Annotated in this window: 21 protein-coding genes; 14 read left to right on the top strand and 7 right to left on the bottom strand. The window is 57.9% G+C overall.

Annotated elements, in window-relative coordinates:
- The 14 genes from NPX02_RS03680 (at position 1) to NPX02_RS03615 (ending at position 13,559) form a co-directional block, all read left to right on the top strand.
- Positions 1 to 315: an EF-hand domain-containing protein gene (locus NPX02_RS03680; protein WP_260291871.1), complete on the top strand. Its 315-nt coding sequence runs from the start codon at positions 1 to 3 to the stop codon at positions 313 to 315.
- Between the two features lie 119 nt (positions 316 to 434).
- Positions 435 to 1,016: a cytochrome b/b6 domain-containing protein gene (locus NPX02_RS03675; protein WP_260291870.1), complete on the top strand. Its 582-nt coding sequence runs from the start codon at positions 435 to 437 to the stop codon at positions 1,014 to 1,016.
- A gap of 20 nt (positions 1,017 to 1,036) precedes the next feature.
- Entirely contained in the window at positions 1,037 to 1,438 is a 402-nt protein-coding gene (locus tag NPX02_RS03670) for a DUF1924 domain-containing protein (RefSeq protein WP_260291868.1), read from the top strand.
- A 36-nt stretch (positions 1,439 to 1,474) separates the two neighbouring features.
- Complete coding sequence (locus tag NPX02_RS03665; protein ID WP_260291867.1) at positions 1,475 to 2,035, top strand: diheme cytochrome c; 561 nt, start codon at positions 1,475 to 1,477, stop codon at positions 2,033 to 2,035.
- Positions 2,036 to 2,471: 436 nt separating this feature from the next.
- On the top strand, positions 2,472 to 3,671 hold the full coding sequence (locus tag NPX02_RS03660) for a transporter substrate-binding domain-containing protein (RefSeq protein ID WP_260291866.1): 1,200 nt from the start codon (positions 2,472 to 2,474) through the stop codon (positions 3,669 to 3,671).
- Complete coding sequence (locus NPX02_RS03655; protein WP_260291865.1) at positions 3,671 to 4,279, top strand: ANTAR domain-containing response regulator; 609 nt, start codon at positions 3,671 to 3,673, stop codon at positions 4,277 to 4,279. Before NPX02_RS03660 ends, NPX02_RS03655 begins: the two co-directional genes overlap by 1 nt.
- A gap of 194 nt (positions 4,280 to 4,473) precedes the next feature.
- Positions 4,474 to 5,715 carry a transporter substrate-binding domain-containing protein gene (locus NPX02_RS03650; protein ID WP_260291864.1) on the top strand — a complete coding sequence of 414 codons (1,242 nt, stop codon included), beginning with the start codon at positions 4,474 to 4,476 and terminating at the stop codon, positions 5,713 to 5,715.
- A gap of 123 nt (positions 5,716 to 5,838) precedes the next feature.
- Entirely contained in the window at positions 5,839 to 6,708 is an 870-nt protein-coding gene (gene urtB / locus NPX02_RS03645; RefSeq protein WP_260291862.1) for an urea ABC transporter permease subunit UrtB, read from the top strand.
- Between the two features lie 12 nt (positions 6,709 to 6,720).
- Positions 6,721 to 7,824 (top strand): urea ABC transporter permease subunit UrtC, encoded by a 1,104-nt coding sequence (urtC, locus tag NPX02_RS03640; RefSeq protein WP_260291861.1) that lies wholly within the window; start codon positions 6,721 to 6,723, stop codon positions 7,822 to 7,824.
- Positions 7,824 to 8,573 carry an urea ABC transporter ATP-binding protein UrtD gene (urtD, locus tag NPX02_RS03635; protein WP_260291860.1) on the top strand — a complete coding sequence of 250 codons (750 nt, stop codon included), beginning with the start codon at positions 7,824 to 7,826 and terminating at the stop codon, positions 8,571 to 8,573. The genes urtC and urtD overlap by 1 nt, the downstream gene beginning before the upstream one ends.
- A complete protein-coding gene (gene urtE / locus NPX02_RS03630) occupies positions 8,566 to 9,261 on the top strand; it encodes an urea ABC transporter ATP-binding subunit UrtE (protein ID WP_260291859.1) in 696 nt (231 codons plus the stop codon). The genes urtD and urtE overlap by 8 nt, the downstream gene beginning before the upstream one ends.
- 38 nt (positions 9,262 to 9,299) lie before the next feature.
- Positions 9,300 to 10,340 carry an aliphatic amidase gene (locus tag NPX02_RS03625; RefSeq protein WP_260291858.1) on the top strand — a complete coding sequence of 347 codons (1,041 nt, stop codon included), beginning with the start codon at positions 9,300 to 9,302 and terminating at the stop codon, positions 10,338 to 10,340.
- A 114-nt stretch (positions 10,341 to 10,454) separates the two neighbouring features.
- Positions 10,455 to 11,252 carry a CbbQ/NirQ/NorQ/GpvN family protein gene (locus NPX02_RS03620; protein WP_305792741.1) on the top strand — a complete coding sequence of 266 codons (798 nt, stop codon included), beginning with the start codon at positions 10,455 to 10,457 and terminating at the stop codon, positions 11,250 to 11,252.
- Between the two features lie 51 nt (positions 11,253 to 11,303).
- On the top strand, positions 11,304 to 13,559 hold the full coding sequence (locus NPX02_RS03615) for a nitric oxide reductase activation protein NorD (protein WP_260291856.1): 2,256 nt from the start codon (positions 11,304 to 11,306) through the stop codon (positions 13,557 to 13,559).
- Between the two features lie 644 nt (positions 13,560 to 14,203).
- Here the strand turns inward: NPX02_RS03615 and NPX02_RS21555 are convergent.
- From NPX02_RS21555 to NPX02_RS03580, 7 genes are all read right to left on the bottom strand, one after another.
- Positions 14,204 to 14,452, bottom strand: a complete 249-nt coding sequence (locus NPX02_RS21555; protein WP_260291855.1) for a NapC/NirT family cytochrome c — start codon at positions 14,450 to 14,452, stop codon at positions 14,204 to 14,206.
- Between the two features lie 236 nt (positions 14,453 to 14,688).
- The gene (locus tag NPX02_RS03605) at positions 14,689 to 16,011 is read right to left on the bottom strand and encodes a c-type cytochrome (protein ID WP_260291854.1); all 1,323 of its coding nucleotides are present in this window, start codon (positions 16,009 to 16,011) and stop codon (positions 14,689 to 14,691) included.
- A 33-nt stretch (positions 16,012 to 16,044) separates the two neighbouring features.
- Positions 16,045 to 16,635, bottom strand: a complete 591-nt coding sequence (locus NPX02_RS03600) for a NapC/NirT family cytochrome c (protein WP_335342507.1) — start codon at positions 16,633 to 16,635, stop codon at positions 16,045 to 16,047.
- Positions 16,636 to 16,720: 85 nt separating this feature from the next.
- The gene (locus NPX02_RS03595) at positions 16,721 to 17,443 is read right to left on the bottom strand and encodes a cytochrome c (RefSeq protein WP_260291853.1); all 723 of its coding nucleotides are present in this window, start codon (positions 17,441 to 17,443) and stop codon (positions 16,721 to 16,723) included.
- A 636-nt stretch (positions 17,444 to 18,079) separates the two neighbouring features.
- Positions 18,080 to 19,564 carry a RimK family protein gene (locus NPX02_RS03590; RefSeq protein WP_260291852.1) on the bottom strand — a complete coding sequence of 495 codons (1,485 nt, stop codon included), beginning with the start codon at positions 19,562 to 19,564 and terminating at the stop codon, positions 18,080 to 18,082.
- 25 nt (positions 19,565 to 19,589) lie between these two features.
- Positions 19,590 to 20,711, bottom strand: coding sequence for a GNAT family N-acetyltransferase/peptidase C39 family protein (locus tag NPX02_RS03585; RefSeq protein WP_260291851.1), 1,122 nt, complete (start codon positions 20,709 to 20,711; stop codon positions 19,590 to 19,592).
- Positions 20,708 to 21,496: an RMD1 family protein gene (locus tag NPX02_RS03580; RefSeq protein ID WP_260291850.1), complete on the bottom strand. Its 789-nt coding sequence runs from the start codon at positions 21,494 to 21,496 to the stop codon at positions 20,708 to 20,710. Before NPX02_RS03580 ends, NPX02_RS03585 begins: the two co-directional genes overlap by 4 nt.
- Positions 21,497 to 21,682 lie beyond the last annotated feature (186 nt).

Raw genomic sequence — 21,682 nt, 5'->3', positions numbered from 1 at the left:
ATGACCTTGAAACCTTACTCCCAGCCGCTGAAATCCATCCTCCTGGCGGGCAGCATCGCGCTGTCGCTGGTATCCATCCAACCGGTCGCCGCCGATGGCGGCGGGACCTACTCGGGTTATGACGCCAACCGGGATGGATACCTGGACAGGGACGAGTTCGAACCGTTCGCGCAGGCCCGGCGCAAACGCTCGGCCAGTCCGGACATCTGGGCGTTCGAAAGCGTGGACAGCGACGCGGACGGGCGTATATCCGAACAGGAGATGGTGAACGCACTGATGCGCGAGGTGGCGCAGAAACAGCGCCGAAACCGGTGATTTCCGCTCACTGACGGATCGCAGTACGGAAGATAACGCCGCCGTTTTCAGCTCATGTTTTAAGTTTGGTTTCAGCTTCCGCTGTTAGGCTTCCCGCAACTCAATGATGGAGAGACCCGATGAACACACCACTGCCCGACAACGAGATCAAGGTCTGGGATCTGCCGACCCGCGTTTTCCACTGGACACTCGCTGGCAGCTTCATGATCGCCTACCTCACCGAGGACGATTTCATCGCCCTGCACACCCTGGCCGGCTATACCATCATCGGTCTGATTCTGTTCCGGCTGGTGTGGGGTATCGTCGGTCCGCGGCATGCCCGCTTCAGCGATTTCGCCCATCCCCCCGGCAGCGTGCTGGCCTACCTGAAACAGGTGATCCGCTTCCGCGCGGCGCGCTACCTCGGCCACAATCCGGCCGGCGGCGCCATGGTGTTCGCCCTGCTGATCGCCCTGACCCTGACCATCGTCTCGGGCCTGGTCACCTATGGCGCCGAGCAAGCGGCCGGACCGTTGGCCACGCTGATGAGCGGCGTTCCCGACGCCATCGGCAAGGCCGCCGAGGAGGTGCACGAGTTCTTCGCCAACCTTACCCTGTTGCTGGTGCTGTTCCACCTGGCCGGCGTGCTGCTGGCAAGCCTGCAGCACGGGGAAAACCTGGTCCGCGCCATGATCAACGGCCGCAAGCAGGCCCCGCACTGATACACACAGGAGACACAACGATGCGTTTCAAAACTTTTACTGGCCTGCTACTGCTGACGACTACCACCCAGCTCTTTGCGGCAGCGGAACAGTCGCTCAACGACTACCGGAGCCTGGGAGCCGGGCCGTTCGATGCACAGACCGGTCGAAGGCTCTGGCTCAGCAGTAACCGGCCGGATACAGGCGGCAACGAACGGAGCTGCAGTGATTGTCACGGACAGAACCTGGAACTCCCCGGCAAACATATCCGCACCGGCAAGGTGATCGAGCCGATGAAACCGGCGGTTAATCCACAACGCCTGTCGGACAGGGAAAAGATCGAGAAGTGGTTCCTGCGTAACTGCAAATGGACCTTCGGCCGGGAGTGCACGGCGCAGGAGAAGGGCGACCTGCTCCTGTTTATTCAACAACCGAACGGATAGGCACTTGGCCGGGAGGACAACATGAAGGGCAATAAAATGAAACAAAGATATTGGCTGAATGCCGGCGTGCTGGCGGTATCGCTGCTGACCACGGCCGGCGTGGCGCTGAGCGATGGCGATAAATCGCTACTCTCCTGGTTTACCAACACCAACCCGGGGATCGACCCAAAAACGACCCAGCTCTATACCAGGGAGTGCGGCGGCTGTCATTTCCCCTATCAGCCCGGACTGCTGCCCGCCACCTCCTGGGAACAGATCATGGGCCACCTGGATGACCATTTCGGGGAGAATGCGGAGTTGACCGAGAGTAACCGCGATGCCATCCGTAACTTTCTGCTCAACAACGCCGCCGGCCGCGCCAACTATGGCCTGCCGAACAAGCTTATGGCGGCCCAGGGCGAGCGGCCGCTGCCGCTGCGTATCACAGAGCTGCGCTACTTTGTATATGAGCACAGTGATCTTCGCCGGGACCTGGTTCAAGACAATCCCGAGGTCCGCTCCTTCAGCAACTGCGACAGCTGTCACCAGAGCGCCAAACAGGGGCTGTATGATGAACATGATGTCAGGATTCCCGGCTTTGGCCGCTGGGAGGATTGAGCATCGTAGCCTGGATGAAGCCGCTATGTCCCCAACAGGATAAACCGCTTGCGCCCACGGCGGCGGAATCCGGGAGCCGGCTCAGCCCGGCACAACTCTGCCCTGGATTCCGCCCACATGGGGCTGCGCGCCGGTTGGGTTCCCGTAGCGCGGGCGCCATCCGGGGTACCGACTCAATTGCTTTGTCGGGTTAGCGCAGCATAATCCGACGAATAAGCAAGTTGCGGTACGTGAAACGAACCGCATCTCAGGTCCGGACAGTGGCGGGCCCATCCCGGATCGACAGGTTGTTGCAAATGAAATCTTGATGCTCTATCTTTGGGCTTAGGGAAATTTGCGTCAACGGAGACGCCATACATTTCCGTAGAGCAATGCGGCTCCTTGGTCAAGGTACCTTGGGGCCTTTTTTATGGATACCTAATTGAGAGTATGAATCATGCCGAGACACAGTGAACGGACGCAATCCTGGAGGGTTGGTGTCTTGTTTTCTCAGACGGGCGTCACTTCGGTTATTGAAAAGACACAATTGAATGGCACCCTGCTGGCCATTGAGGAGCTCAATAGTGCAGGCGGCGTGCTGGGCCGTCAGATTGAGCCTGTGATCTATGATCCCGCCTCCGAGCCGTACCGATTCCGTGACTTAGCACTGCAACTGACGAATGTGGACAAGGTTAACGTCATTTTCGGCTGTTATATGTCCAGCACCCGGAAAGCCGTTCTTCCGGTTGTTGAACGGCACAACGCGTTGCTATTCTATCCGACGCTGTATGAAGGATTTGAATTCTCGCCGAATGTCATCTATACCGGGGCGGCACCGAATCAGAACAGTGTGCAATTGGCGCACTTTCTCATGGAGTCTTTCGGCAAGCGGTTTTATTTTGTCGGCTCCAACTACATCTACCCTTACGAGTCCAACCGCATCATGCGCGACCTGGTGCGTCAGAGTGGCGGTGAAATTATCGATGAGCGTTACTTGCCGCTGGACGCGGTCGAGGAGGATTTTGAATCCGTTGTTGTGGACATTGTCAAGAACCAGCCTGATGTAATCTTCTCCACCGTTGTCGGCCAGGCGACAGCCCATTTCTACCGCGCCTATGCTCGGGCTGGTTTGAATTCTGATATGATCCCGATAGCCAGCCTGACCACAAATGAAGCAGATATACGCGAGATGGGTGCTGAGGTGGCCTGTGGACACTATACCTCGGCACCTTATTTCGAGGGTATTGAGACAGAAGAAAATGAGTGTTTTGTTGCCCGCTTCAGAGCAAGATTTGGCGCCGATGAGCCGGTAACCAGTGGTGCGGAAGCCGCCTATTTTCAGGTACATCTGTTTGCCGAAGCACTGAAAAAGAGCGGTGACATTGGGACAGAAGTATTGCGTAACGAGCTTATGGGGGGTGAGTATTCAGCACCACAGGGTCGCGTCAGGATCGATCCGGATAACGGTCACACCTATCTTTGGCCGCGCATTGCGCGCGTTGACGCGAACGGCCGCTTCGTCGTCGTGGCGACAACCTCCTCGGCGGTTAAACCGGATCCCTACCTGGTCTCTCCACAGGTTAATGATTGGAGTCTCAGGCAGTTCAAGATTATGCAGACTGCTCCTCATATGGCAAACCGAAGTAAATTAAAATAATGGCCGCCAATGTATTAAAAACTCTACGCGATCTAAGGGTTTTGGTCGTGCATCCCCATGACCAGGAGGGTGAGATATTAATCCGGCAACTCGATCGGATCGGCTGTCAGATTGAGGCCCTATGGCCGCTGCCGGACCCGCTGCCGGCGATGGCCGATGTAATTTTTATTACCATACAGGAGGATGCGCTGGATGACCTGCGAAGAGTCTGCTCCGATGATGGCCCTCTGAAACCCACCCTGATCGCCTTGGTCTCCTATGAGGCGCCGACGGTGTTACAGGCGGTTATTGATATCAACTTCGATGCCGTGATAACGCGACCGATACGATCATTTGGCGTTATGGCCAATCTGGTTACAGCCCGCCAGGTGTGGCTACGCGAGAAGGCGCAACGTGAAAAGGCGCACAAGCTTCAGCGTAAGATGATGAGTATCAATAAAATTAATCAAGCAAAATCCATGTTAATGGATACCCTGAATATCAGTGAAAAAGAAGCCTACAAGCTGATACGGGACCGTGCCATGTCCAAGCGTGTAACGACCGAGGAGATGGCGGTCTCCATCATCAATGCGAATGAGTTGTTGCAATCGCTCCAGAAATCTGATTAGAATATTTCCAGGAAACAGAGCAAGGGAGCTCTAGTATTCCGCAAGGCAACAAGGCCCTCACCAAGCATTAGACTTGGGAGGGCTTTTTTTTGGATTTTTCGCTACGTCCAGCGAGAGTCCAGGGCAAAGAAGCCCCAACACCGGCTTGGTAACCGGTGTTGGGGTTTTTTTTTAGTCTGAGGAGAGAGTATAAGATGGCTATAAACAGAAGATCATTTCTTAAGGGAGCGGCAGGCGCCGCTGCGGCTGTGGGTTTCCCCCATATATGGGTCAAGGACCTGGGCCAGGCCTACGCGTCAGGTGGCGAAATCAAGGTTGGCGTTCTCTATTCACTGACCGGCACCACAGCCGTGGTAGAGAAGTCGCTGCATAACGCCACACTGATGGCGATTGAAGAGATCAATGCCCAGGGTGGAATCAACGGAATGAAGATCACACCCATCGTCGAAGACCCGGCTTCCGACCCGGCAACCTTCTCCGATAAAGCGCGTAAGCTGGTCATGGGCGATCGTTGCGTGAGTGTTTTCGGTTCCTACACATCGGCCAGCCGCAAGGCGGTACTGCCGGTATTCGAGAAGCGTCGAAATCTCTATTGGTATCCAACGCTGTATGAGGGTCGTGAGTGCTCGAAAAACGTGATCTACACCGGGGCGACACCCAATCAGCAACAGAAGGATTTCATCCCCTGGCTGACAGAGAATTTTGGCAAACGCTTCTTCTTGGTCGGATCGAACTACATCTATCCGAAGGAAGAGAACAACGTCTGCAAGATTCTCCTGGAGCAATTGGGTGGCGAGGTCGTCGGCGAAGAATACGTTCCTTTAGGACACTCGGAGTTCAGCTCGGTTCTCAACAAGATCCGGGATACCAAACCGGATGTAATCTTCTCCACGGTGGTCGGTGATTCAGTCATCGCCCTGCACCGTCAATACAAGTCGGCTGGATTTGACCCGGAAAAAATGCCCATGGCGAGCCTTACCACCTCCGAGGTCGAGATTGCCGCAATGGGCGGTGAGTACGGTGCCGGACATTTCACTTCGGCGCCCTACTTCATGGTTCATGAATCTCCCGAAAATGAAAAATTTGTAGAGAGTTACAAGCGTCTCTACGGCGCCGACTCGGTGACCCATTTTGTCTCGGAACCGGCCTATTTTCAGGTTCACCTGTTCAAACAGGCGGTGGCGAAACTCGCCGCCAGTGACATCAGTCCCGAGAATATCCGAGATGCGGTTCAGGGCGAAGAGCTAATGGCACCCCAGGGGCTGGTCGGCATCGATGGTGAAAACCTACACACAAACCTGTGGCCAAAGATTGCTGTCTGTCAATCCAACGGCCAGTTCAAGGTGATCAAGCAATCCGCAGAGCGAGTCCGGCCACTACCCTACTGGGCGTACCAGGGGCAGAGCTGTACCGCCAGCGGGCTGAAGGGCGCCTGATTCACACACCCATTCCACCCCTCCTGGCCCCACTCGCATCGTCGCATGGCAATGTGAGTGGGGCGGGATTGTCGGGGGGACGGCTAGCTGCATTTTGATTGTGTGTCAATCGGAGGTTTGTCCATGGAAGTCTTCATTTCTCAAATTTTTACCGGACTCAGTATCGCGTCCATTCTGTTATTGGTCGCACTGGGGCTGGCAATCATCTATGGATCCATGGGCGTCATCAACCTGGCCCATGGTGAGTTTGTCATGCTGGGGGCCTATGCCACCTGGTTTCTACAGCAATATGCCGGCATTGGCCTGATCCCAAGTCTGGTACTGGTATTCCTGATGGTAGGCAGTATCGGCTGGGTGATTGAGCGCGGCATCGTGCGCCATCTCTATCACCGACCCCTGGACACCATCCTCGCGACTTGGGGTATCGGGATCATGCTTCAACAGTTGGTGCGCCTGACAGCGGGCGCCGAACTGCGTTATGTCGAGCTGCCCGAAAGTCTTAGCCGCAGTGTCGATCTGCTTGGCATCAACTTCTCTGTCTATCGACTGTTTATTCTGCTGGTGACCGGTCTGTTGATTCTCCTGACCTGGCTTTTACTGATGCGGACCGAATACGGTACCAAGCTCAGGGCCATCACCCAAAACCGGGAAATGGCCGAATGCTCCGGCATTGACAGTCAGCGGATTTTCGGACTGACCTTCGCCTTCGGTGCCGGTCTGGCAGGTGTGGCCGGCTCCCTGGTGGCACCGATCAAGAGCGTGTCTCCTGACATGGGCACCCACTACGTGGTGGACGCCTTCATGGTCGTGGTACTGGGTGGCGTGGGGAGTGTGGCGGGCACCGCGGCCGCATCCGGCATTCTGGGCGAGGTTACCGCAGGCATGGCCTACCTCCTCAATGACACCCTTGCCAAGGTGATTGTATTTATTGCCGTGGTGATGCTGATCCGATTCAGGCCACAGGGTCTGTTCTCACAACTGGTCAGAAAATAGGCAAACCGTATGATGAACAGCAAATCTCTTCGGACACTTATTGGCTACACCATCTTTTCGGCGGCTGTGTTGCTGCTGCCGTTATTGATTGACGACGCCTACACCCTGAACAAGTTTTCCCGCTATTTGATCCTGGGGTTGGCAACACTGGGGCTGAGTCTCGCCTGGGGCTATACCGGTATTCTCAACCTGGGACATGCCGCCTTTTTTGGTCTCGGCGCCTACTGCATGGCGATGTACCTGAAACTGCAGACAGTCCCGGTGCATACCGGCACCGGCGGGCTGCCGGATTTTATGGTCTGGAACAATGTTGAACAGCTACCCTGGTTCTGGGAACCGTTCCACTGGAGCTATCTCGCCATCACGGCCGGCATCGGCATCCCTGTGCTGCTGGCGGTAATGCTCGGCTGGTTTGTGTTCCGGGCTCGCATCGCCGGCGTATTTGTCGCCATCATTACCCTTGCCATGTTGGTGATCATCAATCTCTTGCTGATTGATCAGCAACGCTACACCGGTGGTTTTAACGGGATTACCGATCTCGCCTGGCTGACCATTGGCGGCATAGAATTCGATCCCTACAGCAAGACCTTTTACTATCTCTCCGCCGGATCCCTGGTGGTCTGTCTGCTAGGCACGGGGATTTTTACCCACACCAAGGCGGGGTTGATACTGCAGGCAATCCGCAACGATCCCGATCGGGTCCGTTTCCTGGGCTATGACGTATCGGCCTACCAGATACTTGCCTTTGCCCTGTCGGCAGGGATTGCCGGGTTGGCCGGCATGCTGTACGCGATGGTGCTGGAATTTGCCTCACCCACATTTGTCGGGGTATCGCTCAGTCTGTCGATGGTGATCTGGTGTGCCGTAGGTGGTCGGGGTTCCCTGTTGGCTGCCACCCTCGGTGCGATTCTGGTGAACGCCGCGCAGGGCAGCCTTTCTGAAAACTTCCTGGAGACATGGCAGCTGATTCTCGGCGGCTTCTTCGTCCTTATCGTGCTGTTTTTGCCTAAAGGGCTGATCAGCATTGGCGAACTGATTCGCTGGCGACGTAAGCGCACCGACAGGGTCCAGGTGCAGGTGCTCTCCTCTACCAAACGCGCCAGGGGGATTAGCTGATGGCATATCTTGAGACAAAAGGGCTGGAGGTCAGCTTTGATGGATTCAAGGCGGTCGATGGTCTCGACTTCTCGGTCAACCAGGGGGAGTTGCGATGTCTGATAGGCGCCAACGGCGCTGGAAAATCAACCACCCTGGATATCATATCCGGCAAGACCCGACAGTCCGCCGGATCCATCCTGCTGGATGGGGTGGATATCACCGACAAGCATGAACACCACCGTGCCAGGGCGGGAATCGGCCGTAAGTTTCAGGTCCCCAGTATATTCTCTGAACTGACCGTTCGAGAGAATCTGCAACTGGCCTACAGCAAGCAGACATCCATCCGGCACAACATCTTCAGCTGGCCCGGCTCTGCCGGGCGCGAGCGCATTGAAGAGGTGGTGGAGCTGACCGGACTTCGGGACAGGCTGGACACCCAGGCATCATTTCTATCGCACGGCGAAACCCAGTGGTTGGAGATCAGCATGTTGATCATCCAGGATTCGAAAATCATCCTGATGGATGAACCCACCGCCGGCATGACCATCGGCGAGACCCAGAAAACCGCTGCGATTTTCAATTCACTGAAGGGCCACCACACCCTGGTGGTCGTCGAGCATGACATGACCTTCGTACGCGAAATCGCGGAGATCATTACGGTGCTGCATCAGGGCAAGCTGCTGGCCGAAGGCACAGTGGGTGAGATCGAGATTAATCCCAGGGTACAGGAAGCCTACCTGGGTAGTGGAGGAATCTCCCATGCTTAAAATGAACCAGGTCGACTCCTTCTATGGCAACAGTCCGGTACTGCAGAAGGTCAATTTCTCCGTAGGCGAAGGTGAACTGGTCAGTGTCCTGGGACGCAATGGCGTTGGTAAGACAACCCTGATGCGGACCATCCTGGGGCTCACCGACCGCTCCAGTGGCGGATTGTTTTTTGCCGGTGAGGAGATCGGTGGCTTGTCGACCCATGCCCGGGCAAAACGGGGTATCGCCTATGTCCCCCAGGGACGCGGCATCCTGCCCAAATTCACGGTAAGGGAAAATATCCTCATGGGCACCTTTGCCCGTAAAGGGAAATCCCGCGAACTTCCCGAGCAGGCACTCGAGATATTTCCCTACCTTAAACAGAATCTCCATCGACGGGCCGGCAATCTGTCGGGCGGACAACAGCAGCAACTCGCCATCGCCCGGGCCCTGGCGGCGGATCCCAAGGCGCTTCTTTTGGACGAACCTACCGAGGGTATACAGCCGAATATCGTGGAGCAGATTGAGCAGGCGATCCTGATGCTCAACCGGGAGATGAAACTGACCATCATTCTGGTGGAACAGAATATTCCCTTTGTCCGTCGTGCCTCGAACCAGTTCATGGTTCTGGAAAAGGGGCAGGTCGCGGCAGAGGGTGGCATCGGTGAACTGACCGATGAGGTGGTGCATCGGCATATGACCGTTTAACAGCAAGTAAAGTCCAATCACAGCAGAGGGTAAAGCATATGTTTCATGGAGATATAACCAGTAGTAACGATACTGTCGGAGTTGCCGTCGTCAACTACAAGATGCCTCGCTTGCATACCAGAGACGAGGTTCTGGAAAATTGTCACAAGATAGCCGACATGATCAAGGGCATGAAAGTGGGTCTACCGGGAATGGACCTGGTTATCTTCCCGGAATACAGCACCCACGGGATCATGTATGACGAAAAGGAGATGTATGAAACCGCTTCGCAGTGTCCCGGTGCCGAGACGGAGATCTTCTCCGAGGCCTGCCGTGAAGCCGGTGTATGGGGTGTCTTCTCCCTGACCGGTGAACGGCATGAAGAGCACCCGAACAAGGCGCCCTACAATACCCTGATCCTGATGAACGATCAGGGCGAGATCGTTCAGAAATACCGCAAGATCATGCCCTGGGTGCCGATTGAAGGCTGGTATCCGGGCAACTGCACCTATGTCAACGAAGGCCCCAAGGGTATGAAGATCAGTCTGATCATCTGTGATGACGGTAACTACCCGGAGATCTGGCGTGATTGCGCCATGAAGGGTGCCGAGCTGATTGTCCGCTGTCAGGGTTACATGTACCCGGCAAAGGAGCAGCAGGTCACCATGGCCAAGGCGATGGCCTGGTCCAACAACTGCTATGTGGCGGTCGCCAATGCCACCGGCTTCGATGGTGTCTACTCCTACTTTGGTTACTCATCCATCATTGGCTTTGATGGCCGGACCCTGGGTGCCTGTGCCGAAGAGGAGATGGGTATCCAGTATGCCCAGCTCTCCGTCTCCATGATTCGCGATGCACGCAAGAATGGTCAATCGCAGAATCATCTGTTCAAACTGTTGCATCGCGGTTATACCGGCCAGATAAAATCCGGCGACGGCGATACCGGTGTTGCTGAATGCCCCTTCGACTTCTACAAAAAATGGGTCAACGATCCCGAGGCAACACGCAAGGAGGTGGAGGCCATCACGCGGCAAACCGTCGGCACCGAAGAGTGCCCGATAGAGGGCATCCCCAACCAGAAGACAAGTTCCCACCGTTAGCCTCTTCGCAATTTCGGGGGCAGGCCCAGCGGGCCTGGTCCCCCGAAATGCCGTTACCCGGTTTCGACTGGATCGACGAAGCAGCCGAACTTGTATTACTGATGAGTTATAGCCATGTCTTTGAAAGATTACCTGATCACCGACGAACCCTATTACCATGCCACGGGCCGGGAGGTGGCACATTTTGAAGCCGCCTATGCCGATCGTATGCCGATCATGCTCAAGGGGCCGACCGGCTGTGGCAAGACACGCTTTGTGGAGCATATGGCCTGGCGGCTTAACAAGCCGCTGGTCAGTGTTGCCTGCCACGAGGATATGACGGCATCGGATCTGGTGGGGCGCTACCTGCTGGATGCCGACGGAACCGTCTGGCATGACGGACCGCTCACCCTGGCAGTTCGGCATGGTGCGATCTGTTATCTGGATGAGATCGTCGAGGCTCGTCAGGACACCACCGTGGTCATTCACTCGTTAACCGACGACCGGCGCATGTTGCCGCTGGAGAAGAAAAACGAGGTACTCAAGGCCCACCCGGATTTCCAGATGGTAATCTCCTACAATCCCGGCTATCAAAGTGTGCTCAAGGATCTGAAGGAGTCGACCAAGCAGCGTTTTGGGGCCGTCGACTTCGGTTACCCGGCGCTCGATGTCGAAGCCCGCATCATCGCTCACGAATCGGGTGTTGACGAGAAGATTGCCGCCACCCTGGTCAAGCTTGCAGAAAAGTCCCGCAACCTGAAGGGGCATGGCCTGGATGAGGGGGCCTCGACGCGGATGCTTATCCATGTCGGCCAGCTGATCAACCGCGGCATACCCCTGGCCGAGGCTTGTGACATCGCCCTGGTTCTACCGATCACCGATGATCACGATATTCGCAAGGCACTGACATCGGCCATCGCGGCATGCACATAAGACCCGTATCAATTCAGTCCTGGCGTATTGCGCTGGAGGATCGAGGTGTTCATGAAGCTGGGTAGGGGCAGCGATGACGCGCGCATGTTGGCGGATAGCGGGCAGGGTGTCTTTCCGGAATCCTGGGCAGGCCCGTGGCAGGCGGCATGCAAGCGGATCGCGGAGGCCGGCTATGGTGCAGCGGTGTATGACGCCTACCGATACAATGCCCCAAAAATTGCGGAGCTGGTCGGCCCCCAGCTGGCGATCGGACTTGCCGACAGGGTCTCGCTGATCGCCATCAAGGCCAGTTGCAGGGCCGCCGAAATATTGCCGGCGGTTGCCGCCCGGGCCGCTGTCCGGTTAAATCGGGATCGAGGCGAGTACGCTGCCTGGCTGCAATTAATGGAGCGGTTGGCCTATCTTGCACCAGAGTCGACTTCGATGGTTCTGGAGAGGATGGACCAGCTGCTTTCGAGGCTGGATGTTTCGCGTCTGGAGGCCTGGCTGCTGGCCGGTGTCAGGTCGTCAGGTTCCGATGCACAGAGGCGGCGCGCCTTTTTTTCGTTCGATGATCCGGAGGCGGCGCGCTGGCTCGACCATGAATCGGGCTCACTGGTTTTCTCCGACATCAGTGATCAACTGAAGGCCTATATGGTCGCCCTCTGGGGTCAACCAGTACCGTTGCGTGAGAGCAACTCGATCACCACCGGGCAAGGCCGACGCAGGGCCGGGTTCGGACCTGGCATTGCCTTCATACCCTCCACCTTTCCCGGCTTCATCGGCGCCCAGGCTGAGGCCTTGTTTCAGGCAGTGGTGGCGCATATCGGTGCGCATCTGCAGTATTCGGGAAATCGATTTCCTGTGGCAGAACTGAAACCCCTGCAGGTTGCCCTGATCTCGTTGATCGAGGATGCCCGGGTGGAGCAGTTGGCGATGCGCGACATGCCCGGTCTTCATCGCCTGTGGACGCCGTTTCACACTGCGCGGGCGGCGGGCGCGGTTACCGCTCCCAGTTTGATGGCCAGGCTATCGCGGGCATTGATCGATCCGGCGTTCAAGGATGACAACCCCTGGGTCTGCAAGGCCAAGGCGATGTTCTACCGGCGCCAGCAGGAGTGGGAGAACCCGCTGATCAGTCGCGAGATCGGCGGACTGATCGGTAACGATCTGGGGCAGATGCGTATTCAGTTCAATGCCCGTACCTATGTTAGCGAGCCCGCCTATCGCGATGACAACCTCGGATTGTGGGACTTTGGCGATCAGGAACAGGCGGAGACGCTGGAGACAGAGCTTCTGTTTGATGCTGTCGATATCGAGAAGCAGGAGGAGGACGACGCTGCATCGCCCGATCGGGAGCGGGAGGAGCAGCTTGAAACCGAAGAGGCAGATGCCAACAGGGTGAGCTTCAGTGTCGAGGATGAGGGGGGTATACCGGTCGCCCGTTACCCGGAGTACGATTACCTCACCGGGCGCTCCCGGCCTGAATGGACCACCCTCGTCGAGTATGCCCCTCCGCCAGGCAAGGCATCTATGATTGAGCAGATCCTCGAGACGCAGGCCGATATGGTCAGTCGCCTCCAGACACTGATCAGGTCAGCCAGGGTGAGTCGACCCCAAAAATTCTATCGCCAGCCGGAGGGCGAATTTCTTGATCTCAACGCCAGTATCGAGGCCATGATCAGCCGGCGCGTGGGAGAGCCCCCCGATACCCGGGTGTTTGGACGTACCGAGCGTCGCGGACGGGATCTCTCGGTTCAGGTTCTGCTCGACATATCCGAGTCAACCAGCGATAGGGTCGTCGGTTCCAATGCCCGGATTTTGGATCTTGAGCGGCAGGCGACGGCGTTACTGGCACATGCCATGGCCGGTCTGGACGACCCTTTCGCCATCGCGGCGTTCTGTTCCAATCGCCGGGAACAGGTCCGCTACTATCGACTCAAGGATTTTGACAAACCCTACAATAGCAAGGCGATGGCCAATCTGGCTGGCCTGCAGAGCGGCTATTCAACCCGGCTCGGTGCCGCCATGCGCCACGCCGCGGAAGCGCTGAAACGGCAACAGACCCACCGGCGGTTACTGCTGGTGGTGACGGATGGGGAGCCTTCCGATATCGACGTTACGGATAGCCAATATCTGGTGGAGGATGCCCGACATGTCGTCCATCTGCTGGCGATGGAGGGGATCGATGTGTTCTGCGTAGGGCTGGATTCCGGGGGCGACAGTTACCTGACCCGGATCTTCGGCCGGCGCAATGTGGTGCAGATCGACCGGCTTGAACGGTTGCCGGAAAAACTTCCTATGCTCTACTTTCGACTGACCGCCTAAACGCCTGTGCGTCGCCCCCCCCCCCGGAAAAAGCAGCGCGCCTGGTAAATGCCGGGATCGAAATCAACCGGGCCATGGCGAAGCGCAACGATTCAGGCGGAGCCGATCGGATCAGCCTCGACGGGGTCATCCCGAGCGGGGTCGATAGATAATCAACAGGCGGGTCGGCCTAACTCAGCAAACGCGGCAGCAGTAGGTTAATCGACGGAACAGCATCAGAATAATGGTCCGCACGTCATCCGAGAACAGCAGGCCAACACCAATTGATAGATGTAGCGTAATCAACAGCAATGACAAGGCGAACATCGGCACTCCAATTCCAATACCTCTCATAACGGTTTACAAATCCAGTGGCGATTGCTGACATGGAAACAGACTAGCGTAGGCAGAGCGAGCACGCACGGCGGGCCAAGCCAACCCACTCTGCCATGAACTCTCAGCGATCGAAATCCCGCCGCCGTTTTGAGCTTGGTTTCAGGTTCCCCTGCCAGGCGCTCTCCAACCCGAAATGGAGAGATTCCATAACGAGATAAACCGCATGCGCGCACGGCGGCGGAATCCGGGAGTCGGCCCAGCACTACACCGCCCTGGATTCAGCCCGTATGGAGCTGCATACCTGCTCGGTTCCCGCGGCAAAGGCTCCATCAAGGCTTCAAACTCAATTGTCGAGTTAGCGCAGCGTAATCCGATGAATAAGCAAGTAGCGGTGAGTGATACGAGCCGCATCGCAGGCACCTGCAGTGGCTGTCGCCCCCAACTTCGGGGGCGTACCAATCGTCCTCGCGTGGTTTTTTATGGGCGATACCCTTGTGACAATCGATACAGGTTTTGCCGTCCCTTAGCCCCTGTTCCAGTTTCTCCCGGGCCCGACGTGACTGTTTGTGAAAGCCCATCCGGGACCGCCTTGAACCTGATGGGTGACTGATGCGCCTCAGTTTATGGCGACATCGACGGTAGAAAATCGGGGTGCGTATTAAGCAACCGTATGCGCAAGAATTAACTTAGGGCACAAGATGCCAGATTGTTTATCGTGCTATTGGCCGGAGTCGGCTAATGGGCGCCACCTTTTACAACGGTTTTATCCCGCCTTTTATCATCCATCTAAAAAGGTGGAAGGGGCTGGGTGGTATCAACGGCCCTCCGGCAGCGTCTGCAGATAGGCGAGTATATCCACTAGAAGCTGATCATCAAGTACCTGCAATGCCGGCATCGGTTCATTAGGGTGCCCATTGCGGATCTTGTGCAAAGCCTCCCACGGACTCGTCTTTGCAAGACGCCCCAATGGGATAGTATTCATGATTCCACGTCCATCGCGACCATGACAAGTGGCACAGATAGTACCAAAGTAATCAGTGGCACGCGCCGCATCACCACGGACGCGCCGGGTTTCGCGTTCAATCACCGTATCCATATCCAGCTGCCCCATGCTGATGAAACGGGCCAGGTCAACAAGATCTCCGTACTTCAGTACTGCCCCGTAACGATGAGTCGGGTTTCGCAGCAGTTCGATAATCACTTCCGGCTTGGAACCCGCATACCCTTGTATGCCCGTTATCCCGGTGGCATGCGGACCACTGCCATAACTGCCGTCCCGTCCACGGTAATCCCAGCCATGGCACTCCTTGCAGCGCCAGGTTCTGGGGGCATCCTCGGCATAGCCGGCATCGGCGGGGTAGGCAGGGTGTGGGACGGGGGGCGGTAGCGCCTGCAACTCCTGCTGCCAGTTGTCGTAGAGGCGGCCGCCCCGAACAATGGATGCGGCCAGATTCTGGGCGGGGAGTTGCCGAAGATAGGCCAGCATACCGGCAGCATTGCTGGTACCCAGCACCCGCAGTGGCGGCATATTGCCCCCGGGATGGCCATTGAGGATCATGTGCAACGCCTCGCGTGGCCGATCCCTCGCCACCTCCCCCAGTGGCGGCACCTCACGTACCCGCTTGCCGTCATGCCCATGACAACCCGAGCAGATGGTGGCGAAGCGATCCTCATGGGAGGCCACACCTGGTGCTGTACCGACCGTCCCGGATTGAATCAGTGCAGCCATATCCACCTGACCGGCACTGACGAAGTGGCCAAGGGCGCGCAACTCCTCGGGACGTAAAATATCCCCATAAGCATGTCCGGCCGAGGTCAGTATAGTGACAACGGCCTCGGGATCGGCACCTTGGTAGCGTTCGATTCCGGGCATCCCGTTGACACCGCGGTAGTCCCAGCCATGGCAGGAGGTGCAGCGCCAGGGTTCAGCAATAGCACTGGCGGCATCAGAGCGTTTCGCCAGCAGCGGATGTGCACTCCGGGGCGGCTGCAGATGCAGCTCTCGATACCAGTTATCATAAAGTCTGCCACCCCGGACTACCGCATTAGCGTCGGCCTGGGCGGTAGCGGTAGTCGTCACCCCAAAAAACAGGATTCCGGTGATGCTCGCCATCAGGACCATGAACCACCTGTTCATACCAATCTCCTTGATTCCGATAACGGTGCTTGATCAATCATCACGCGGCGGTAGTTGATGGGTAAGCCCACGATGGCAGTCAATACAGGTTTTGCCTTCCTGAATAGCCTCGGGATGGCGTTGCTGGGCCCGTGGCCGCTGATCCGTTATCTGCATGGTGTCGAAGTCATGGCAGTTGCGACACTCACGAGAACCGGTTTCGCGCATACCCGTCCACACCCGCTCGGCGAGTTCGGCGCGACGCTCCTCGAATTTTTCCGGTGTATCAATGGTACCCACGAGCTTATGGTAGATCTCACCGCTCGCCTTTATCTTGCGCCACACCTTGGCGCCCCACGATTTTGGAACATGACAATCCGAGCAGATGGCGCGCACACCGGAGGGATTTTTATAATGTGCTGATTGGATATATTCCTGATAGACGGTCTGCTCCATTTCATGGCAAGAGATGCAGAACTCCAGGGTATTGGTTTTTTCCATACCCCAGTTGACACCACCCCACAAGAGGATGCCAAACACAGTCCAGAAAATAGCCAGCCCTGCGATGGAGAAGCGCTTCGAGGGCTTCCAGAGCGCACGCCATATGCGCCCCAGGCCGGATCGCCCGCCTTCATTCAATGTCATTCAAGTTCTCCTTGGTCAAGGCAGAACAGGACCGGACCCCGCCGCACGGCATAAATCCGCGCGGCGGGCGTCGATCCCGGGATGATCAGCGGGGTAGCGTCTGCAGGTGAGCGACGATATCGGTCACAATCTGGCGGTCGAGGGCGCGCAACGCAGGCATCGGCTCCTTGGGCTGTCCATTGAGCACCTTCATCATCATCTCCGGGCCATTGCTGGCTACGGTGCCGATAGGGTCGGCGTCGGCAACCTTCTTGCCATCAGTACCGTGACAGCCGGCGCAGATGGTCTCGAAGTAGACCTTGCCCTTGGCTGCGTCACCCTTGGATTTGAACGAGGGATATGCAATATACTGAGTCATGTCGATCTGCCCATTGGCAACAAAGTTCGCAAGATCAGCGACATCGGCATCGGTCAGCATGGCGGGGGTATAACGATGGGTATCATCACGAATAATGGCAGCGATTGCTGCCGTATCCTTCCCGACAGAGCCTTTCACTCCCTTGATACCGGTCGCGTGCTTCCCCTTGCTATAGGCACCGTCCTTGCCCTGCATGTCCCAGCCGTGGCACTCCTTGCAGCGCCAGGTGGCATTACCCTTGTAATTTTTTCCGGGATAGGCCGGATGAGTGTCGGCCGGTTTCTCGGCCCCATTTTCATTCCACCACTTGTCATAAAGACGACCACCACGGGCAATGGACGCCTCGTCTGCCAGGGCAGTGGCCATGGCCCCGACCAGGAGTCCCCCGGCAGCGACGACAGAGAGACAAAATTTCACTACGGAGGTTGAAAAAATCCTATGTTTGTTCATGGCGAATTCCTTATTTAGGTGAGTTTTTATTCTTAATTCAGAAGACAGAGAGATATAACTTCCTTTCAGCAAAGTTGGTATGGGTGCCGATCTCAAAAACTAGCAACCGCTTTCCCCGCCCCACAATCGATAAAGTGGCATGAACATGAGCCCCGCCAAAATCGAACCGCGGGCCCTGTTAGCGTTGGCAACTATTGTTGCTTTCATCATTTACCCCCCTACTCTACATAGTGAAGTACTACCGGCATCGACAGTTCAGCTACCGGGTCAGCGGGTGGTTATCCCAACCCTGGAAAGGCAACATCCACCACCGGGAACCACAGGTTCTGTAACCGATTAACTCACTGAGGGTAAGCTTAATTTCTTAAGCTTTTCTTAAGAAAGAGGAGCCCGGTGGACCGGGGGCATTGACAGGGCTATGAGCGGGTGGGTTAGGAGGTGTCTTGCACGGGGGGGTCGGTTGCATTGCACTGTGCGCGCCGTAACCCACCGTCTGGCGGTTGCGGAGTCGGTGGGTTACGCGGCGCCCGGGCGTTGTCGCAGCATGAGAGTGTCGTGCCGGTGCGCCGCTAACCCACCCTACGAAACGAAGTTGAGTGGGTAATCGGGCAGAACAGGGCGGATACCCGGCACGGATCAGCCACGGCCACCGGTAGCCGGACTCTTGCCCACTTCGATACGCGCCAGGAACTCCGCCATGATCTCGTCATACAGGGTATCACCCAGCACCTGGTCCTCGACCCCGGCCTCGATGCTCGGGTTGTCATTCACCTCGATCACCACCACCCCCTCGCTGGTCTCCTTCAGATCCACGCCATAGAGGCCGTTGCCGATCAGGTTGGCCGCCTTGAGCGCCGTCGCCACCACCTTTTTCGGCGCCTCGCTCACCGCGAAGGTGCGGAAATCCCCCTCTTTCTCCTGGCTCGCATGGTCATAGATCTGCCAATGATCCTTGGACATGAAGTACTGGCAGACGTAGAGCGGCTTGCGGTTGAGGATGCCGACCCGCCAGTCGAACGGGGTGTAGGTGTAGGCCTGGCCCAGCAGCAGGTCCGAGTCCTTGAACAGGCGCCGCGCCACCTGCTCCAGCTGCTGCCGGTTCTCCACCTTGTACACCCCCAGGGAGAACGAGCCGTCCGGCACCTTGAGCACGATTGGATAGTCCAGCCGCTGCTCCAGTTCATCCAGTCCGTCGGTGCGCACCACCACCGTCTCCGGAGTGGAGACCCGATGGGATTTCAGCAACTCCGCCAGGTAGATCTTGTTGGTGCAGCGCAGGATGGAATCGGGATCGTCGATCACCACCAACCCCTCGGAGGCGGCCTTGCGGGCGAAGCGGTAGGTGTGGTGGTCGATGGCCGTGGTTTCACGGATGAACAGGGCGTCGAATTCACTGAGACGACTGAAATCCCGGGGCGAGATCAGCTCCGCGTCCAGGCCATACTTTTTTGCCGCGCGGACAAACTTCTTCAGCGCCTTTGGGTCGGATGGCGGCATCGCCTCCTGGGGATTGTGCAGGATGGCCAGGTCGTAGCGCCCCTGGCGTCGCTGGCGCGGCGCCTGCCAGCGCTTGCTGAGGTAACCCGTAAGCGCCTCGCCGAACGCCTCATCCTGCTCATCACTGAGATCCTGGATGCCCAGCGCGCGGATACCGGTAATGTGCCACTCCCCCTTCTTTTCGAACGCCACCCGCATCAGCGGCGCACGGAACAGCTCGAACAGCTCGCGCCCCAGGGCCTGGAAGTCGCGTAACGGTGAGTTGCCGAACATCATGGTGACACTGAAGGAGGTGGTCTCCACCCCCTTGTGACGGCGTCCCAGGATGCGCTGTACCTGCTTGTCCAGGTCCTCCGTCTCCAGCGAGTAAAGCGACTTGCGGCTCAGGTCGCGCAGGGTGCGCACCGAGGGGATCACCTTGTGACTACGCGCCTCGGCCAGCAGCGAACAGTAGTAGCCCTCGCCGAGATAGCGCTGGGAACGGCACAGGTTGACAATGCGCAACCCCTTCTTCTGCTGCCACAGCGGGTCGGTCAGGTACTCCGCGGCGGTCACCACCGGGCAGCCGTCGATCGGCTCCTTCCAGTGGCTGCGCCTTTCCACCAGTATGAGATGTTCAGCCATGTGTCGTTACCGCTCCGAAGTCAAGTCAGTCATGATAGAGCACCACCATCGCCTGCAGGCCGACCCGCCCATAGCGGGCCATGCTGGCAAATTTGTCCTTGAGGATGGGCATGTGTATGGAGTCGATCAGGGTCTCCCCCTCTTCGCGATCGACAAACGGGTCGTTCACGTAGATGAAGTTTTCATCCGAGCCGGTCACCACCACCCAGTGCGGCACCCGCGCCTTGTAGATCTGCCAGGAGCTGATCAGCACAAGGGGTATACCGCCACGCCCCAGACACTCCTCGATGGTCTCCACGGTGACCCCGGTACAGTTGATCGGCACCCCCAGTGACTGCAGCTGCTGGTACATATCCTCCTGCACCAGGCGCATCACCTCGCGCTTGTGTTCGCTGCGTACCGAGTCGCCCAGATGGGTACCCTCGTCACTGACGTAGACATCGATCCCGTAACCACGCTTGACCGCGGCCAGCGCCAGGCCATAGGGGCCGCAGCCGCCATGCCCCGAGGTCATAAAGATGGTGGTCGCCTCGCGCCACAGACGCAGCTCCAGGGTGCGGGAAAATTCCAGCGGCGGGGTCAATGCCTTCATCGCCATCATCAATGAAGCGGCGCCGCAGGTGAATTCCAGGCTCTGTTCATAGAAGGGGACCTGGGTCAGATCCGGATGCAGGTCCGGGGCCAGCGATTTCTCCAGGCGCCAGGCATCCATGTGGTCCTGGTAGTAGTCGGAGAACTCGCCCAGGCGGCGATAACCCAGCGACTCGTAGAGGCGTACCGCGTCCCGGTTATCCTTGCGCACCTCCAGCCGCAGATAGGCCCGGTGATGTTCCCAGGCGGCGTTCTCCGCCGCCTTCATCAGGCTGCGCCCGAGTCCCTTGCCGCGCGCCTCGGCGATCACCGCGATCGAGTAGAGCCGGGCCACCGAGGTGGCGCGCGAGTACAGTAGCACCACGTCGCCCTGCAACCGGCCGTTCGTCTCGGCCACCAGGATCGAGGCGTTGCCCTTGGTCAGGAGGTAACGGAACTGGCGTTGCGAGATGCGGTCGCTGTCGAAACTTTGCTGCTCCAGCGCCACCAGCGCGGCCAGGTCTTCGGGCAGCGCCTTGCGTATCCGCACACCGCCGATTGGGGTTGCCTGGTTCATTCGGCATGCCTGAAGAACAGCTCATACAGGGTGAGGACGATCTCCACCACGATCAGGATGACGATATACCACTCCACCCGCAGGGTGCGGCGGTCCTGCAACAGCCCGAGCAGGGTCTCGGCGGTGTTGCTGATCAGGTCCAGCTTGCGCTCCAGGGCGATCTGCCGTTCGCCGATCTCGTACTCGTTCTCCAGGCGTTTCCAGATCCGCTCCAGCTCCGGATGGTCCCACAGGATATCGGGCTTCTCCCCGACCTGGGCACGCCCCACCATGCGGTGCTGGATCTGCAGGATCTCGCCTACGTGGCGCAGCAGCTCATTCACCTGGCGGGGCAGGCGGCCGCCGGACTGCATGCGTTCCGCCAGCGGCTCGATACGATCGAATGCCCCGGCGGCACGCTTCTCGTAGTCGTCCAGCACCAGACTCTTGGCCAGGATATCCGCCACCACCTGGAGCAGCGGAAGGTCGGCCTCCGGCAGGATCAGCCGCCCCTCCTCCAGCCGTTCGGCGGCATCGGGCACCACCTCGATTTCCAGGGATTCCACCGTCAGGCTGTCGTAGGGCTCGATCACAAAATCGCGCAGCCGTTGCAGGAAGGAGGCCTCGGCCAGGGCCGCTACATTGAACAGCACCACCACGCCGAAACGGAACAGCACGGCGTAGCCGCCCTCCTCCACCTCGATGGTGGTGGGATCGCGCGACAGGATCTTTACCTGGTGGAGGCGGCGCAGCTCGATCCCCTGCCCGACCAGAAGTGAACGCACCGTGGTGATGGATTGCAGCATGAGAGTGTCCCGGTCATTACGATTCTTGGCTGTTGCGGCGAGGGGGCGCCCCACGGGCTTCAGTCAGGGTTTTTCTTTATCCCGGAATGCCACACCGCCCGGAGTCGGTTCAACACTGCCCCTGTTGTTTATTAGAGTGCACCGGGACGGCTGTGGCAAGGAACATATCCCGCGCGCCAGCCAACG

Origin of the sequence: Sedimenticola hydrogenitrophicus (genome assembly GCF_025175675.1) — a bacterium.
Classification (GTDB): Bacteria; Pseudomonadota; Gammaproteobacteria; order Chromatiales; family Chromatiaceae; genus Sedimenticola; species Sedimenticola hydrogenitrophicus.
The sequence above is the reverse complement of the archived record's forward strand: the minus strand, read 5'-3'. Positions and strand labels throughout refer to the sequence as shown.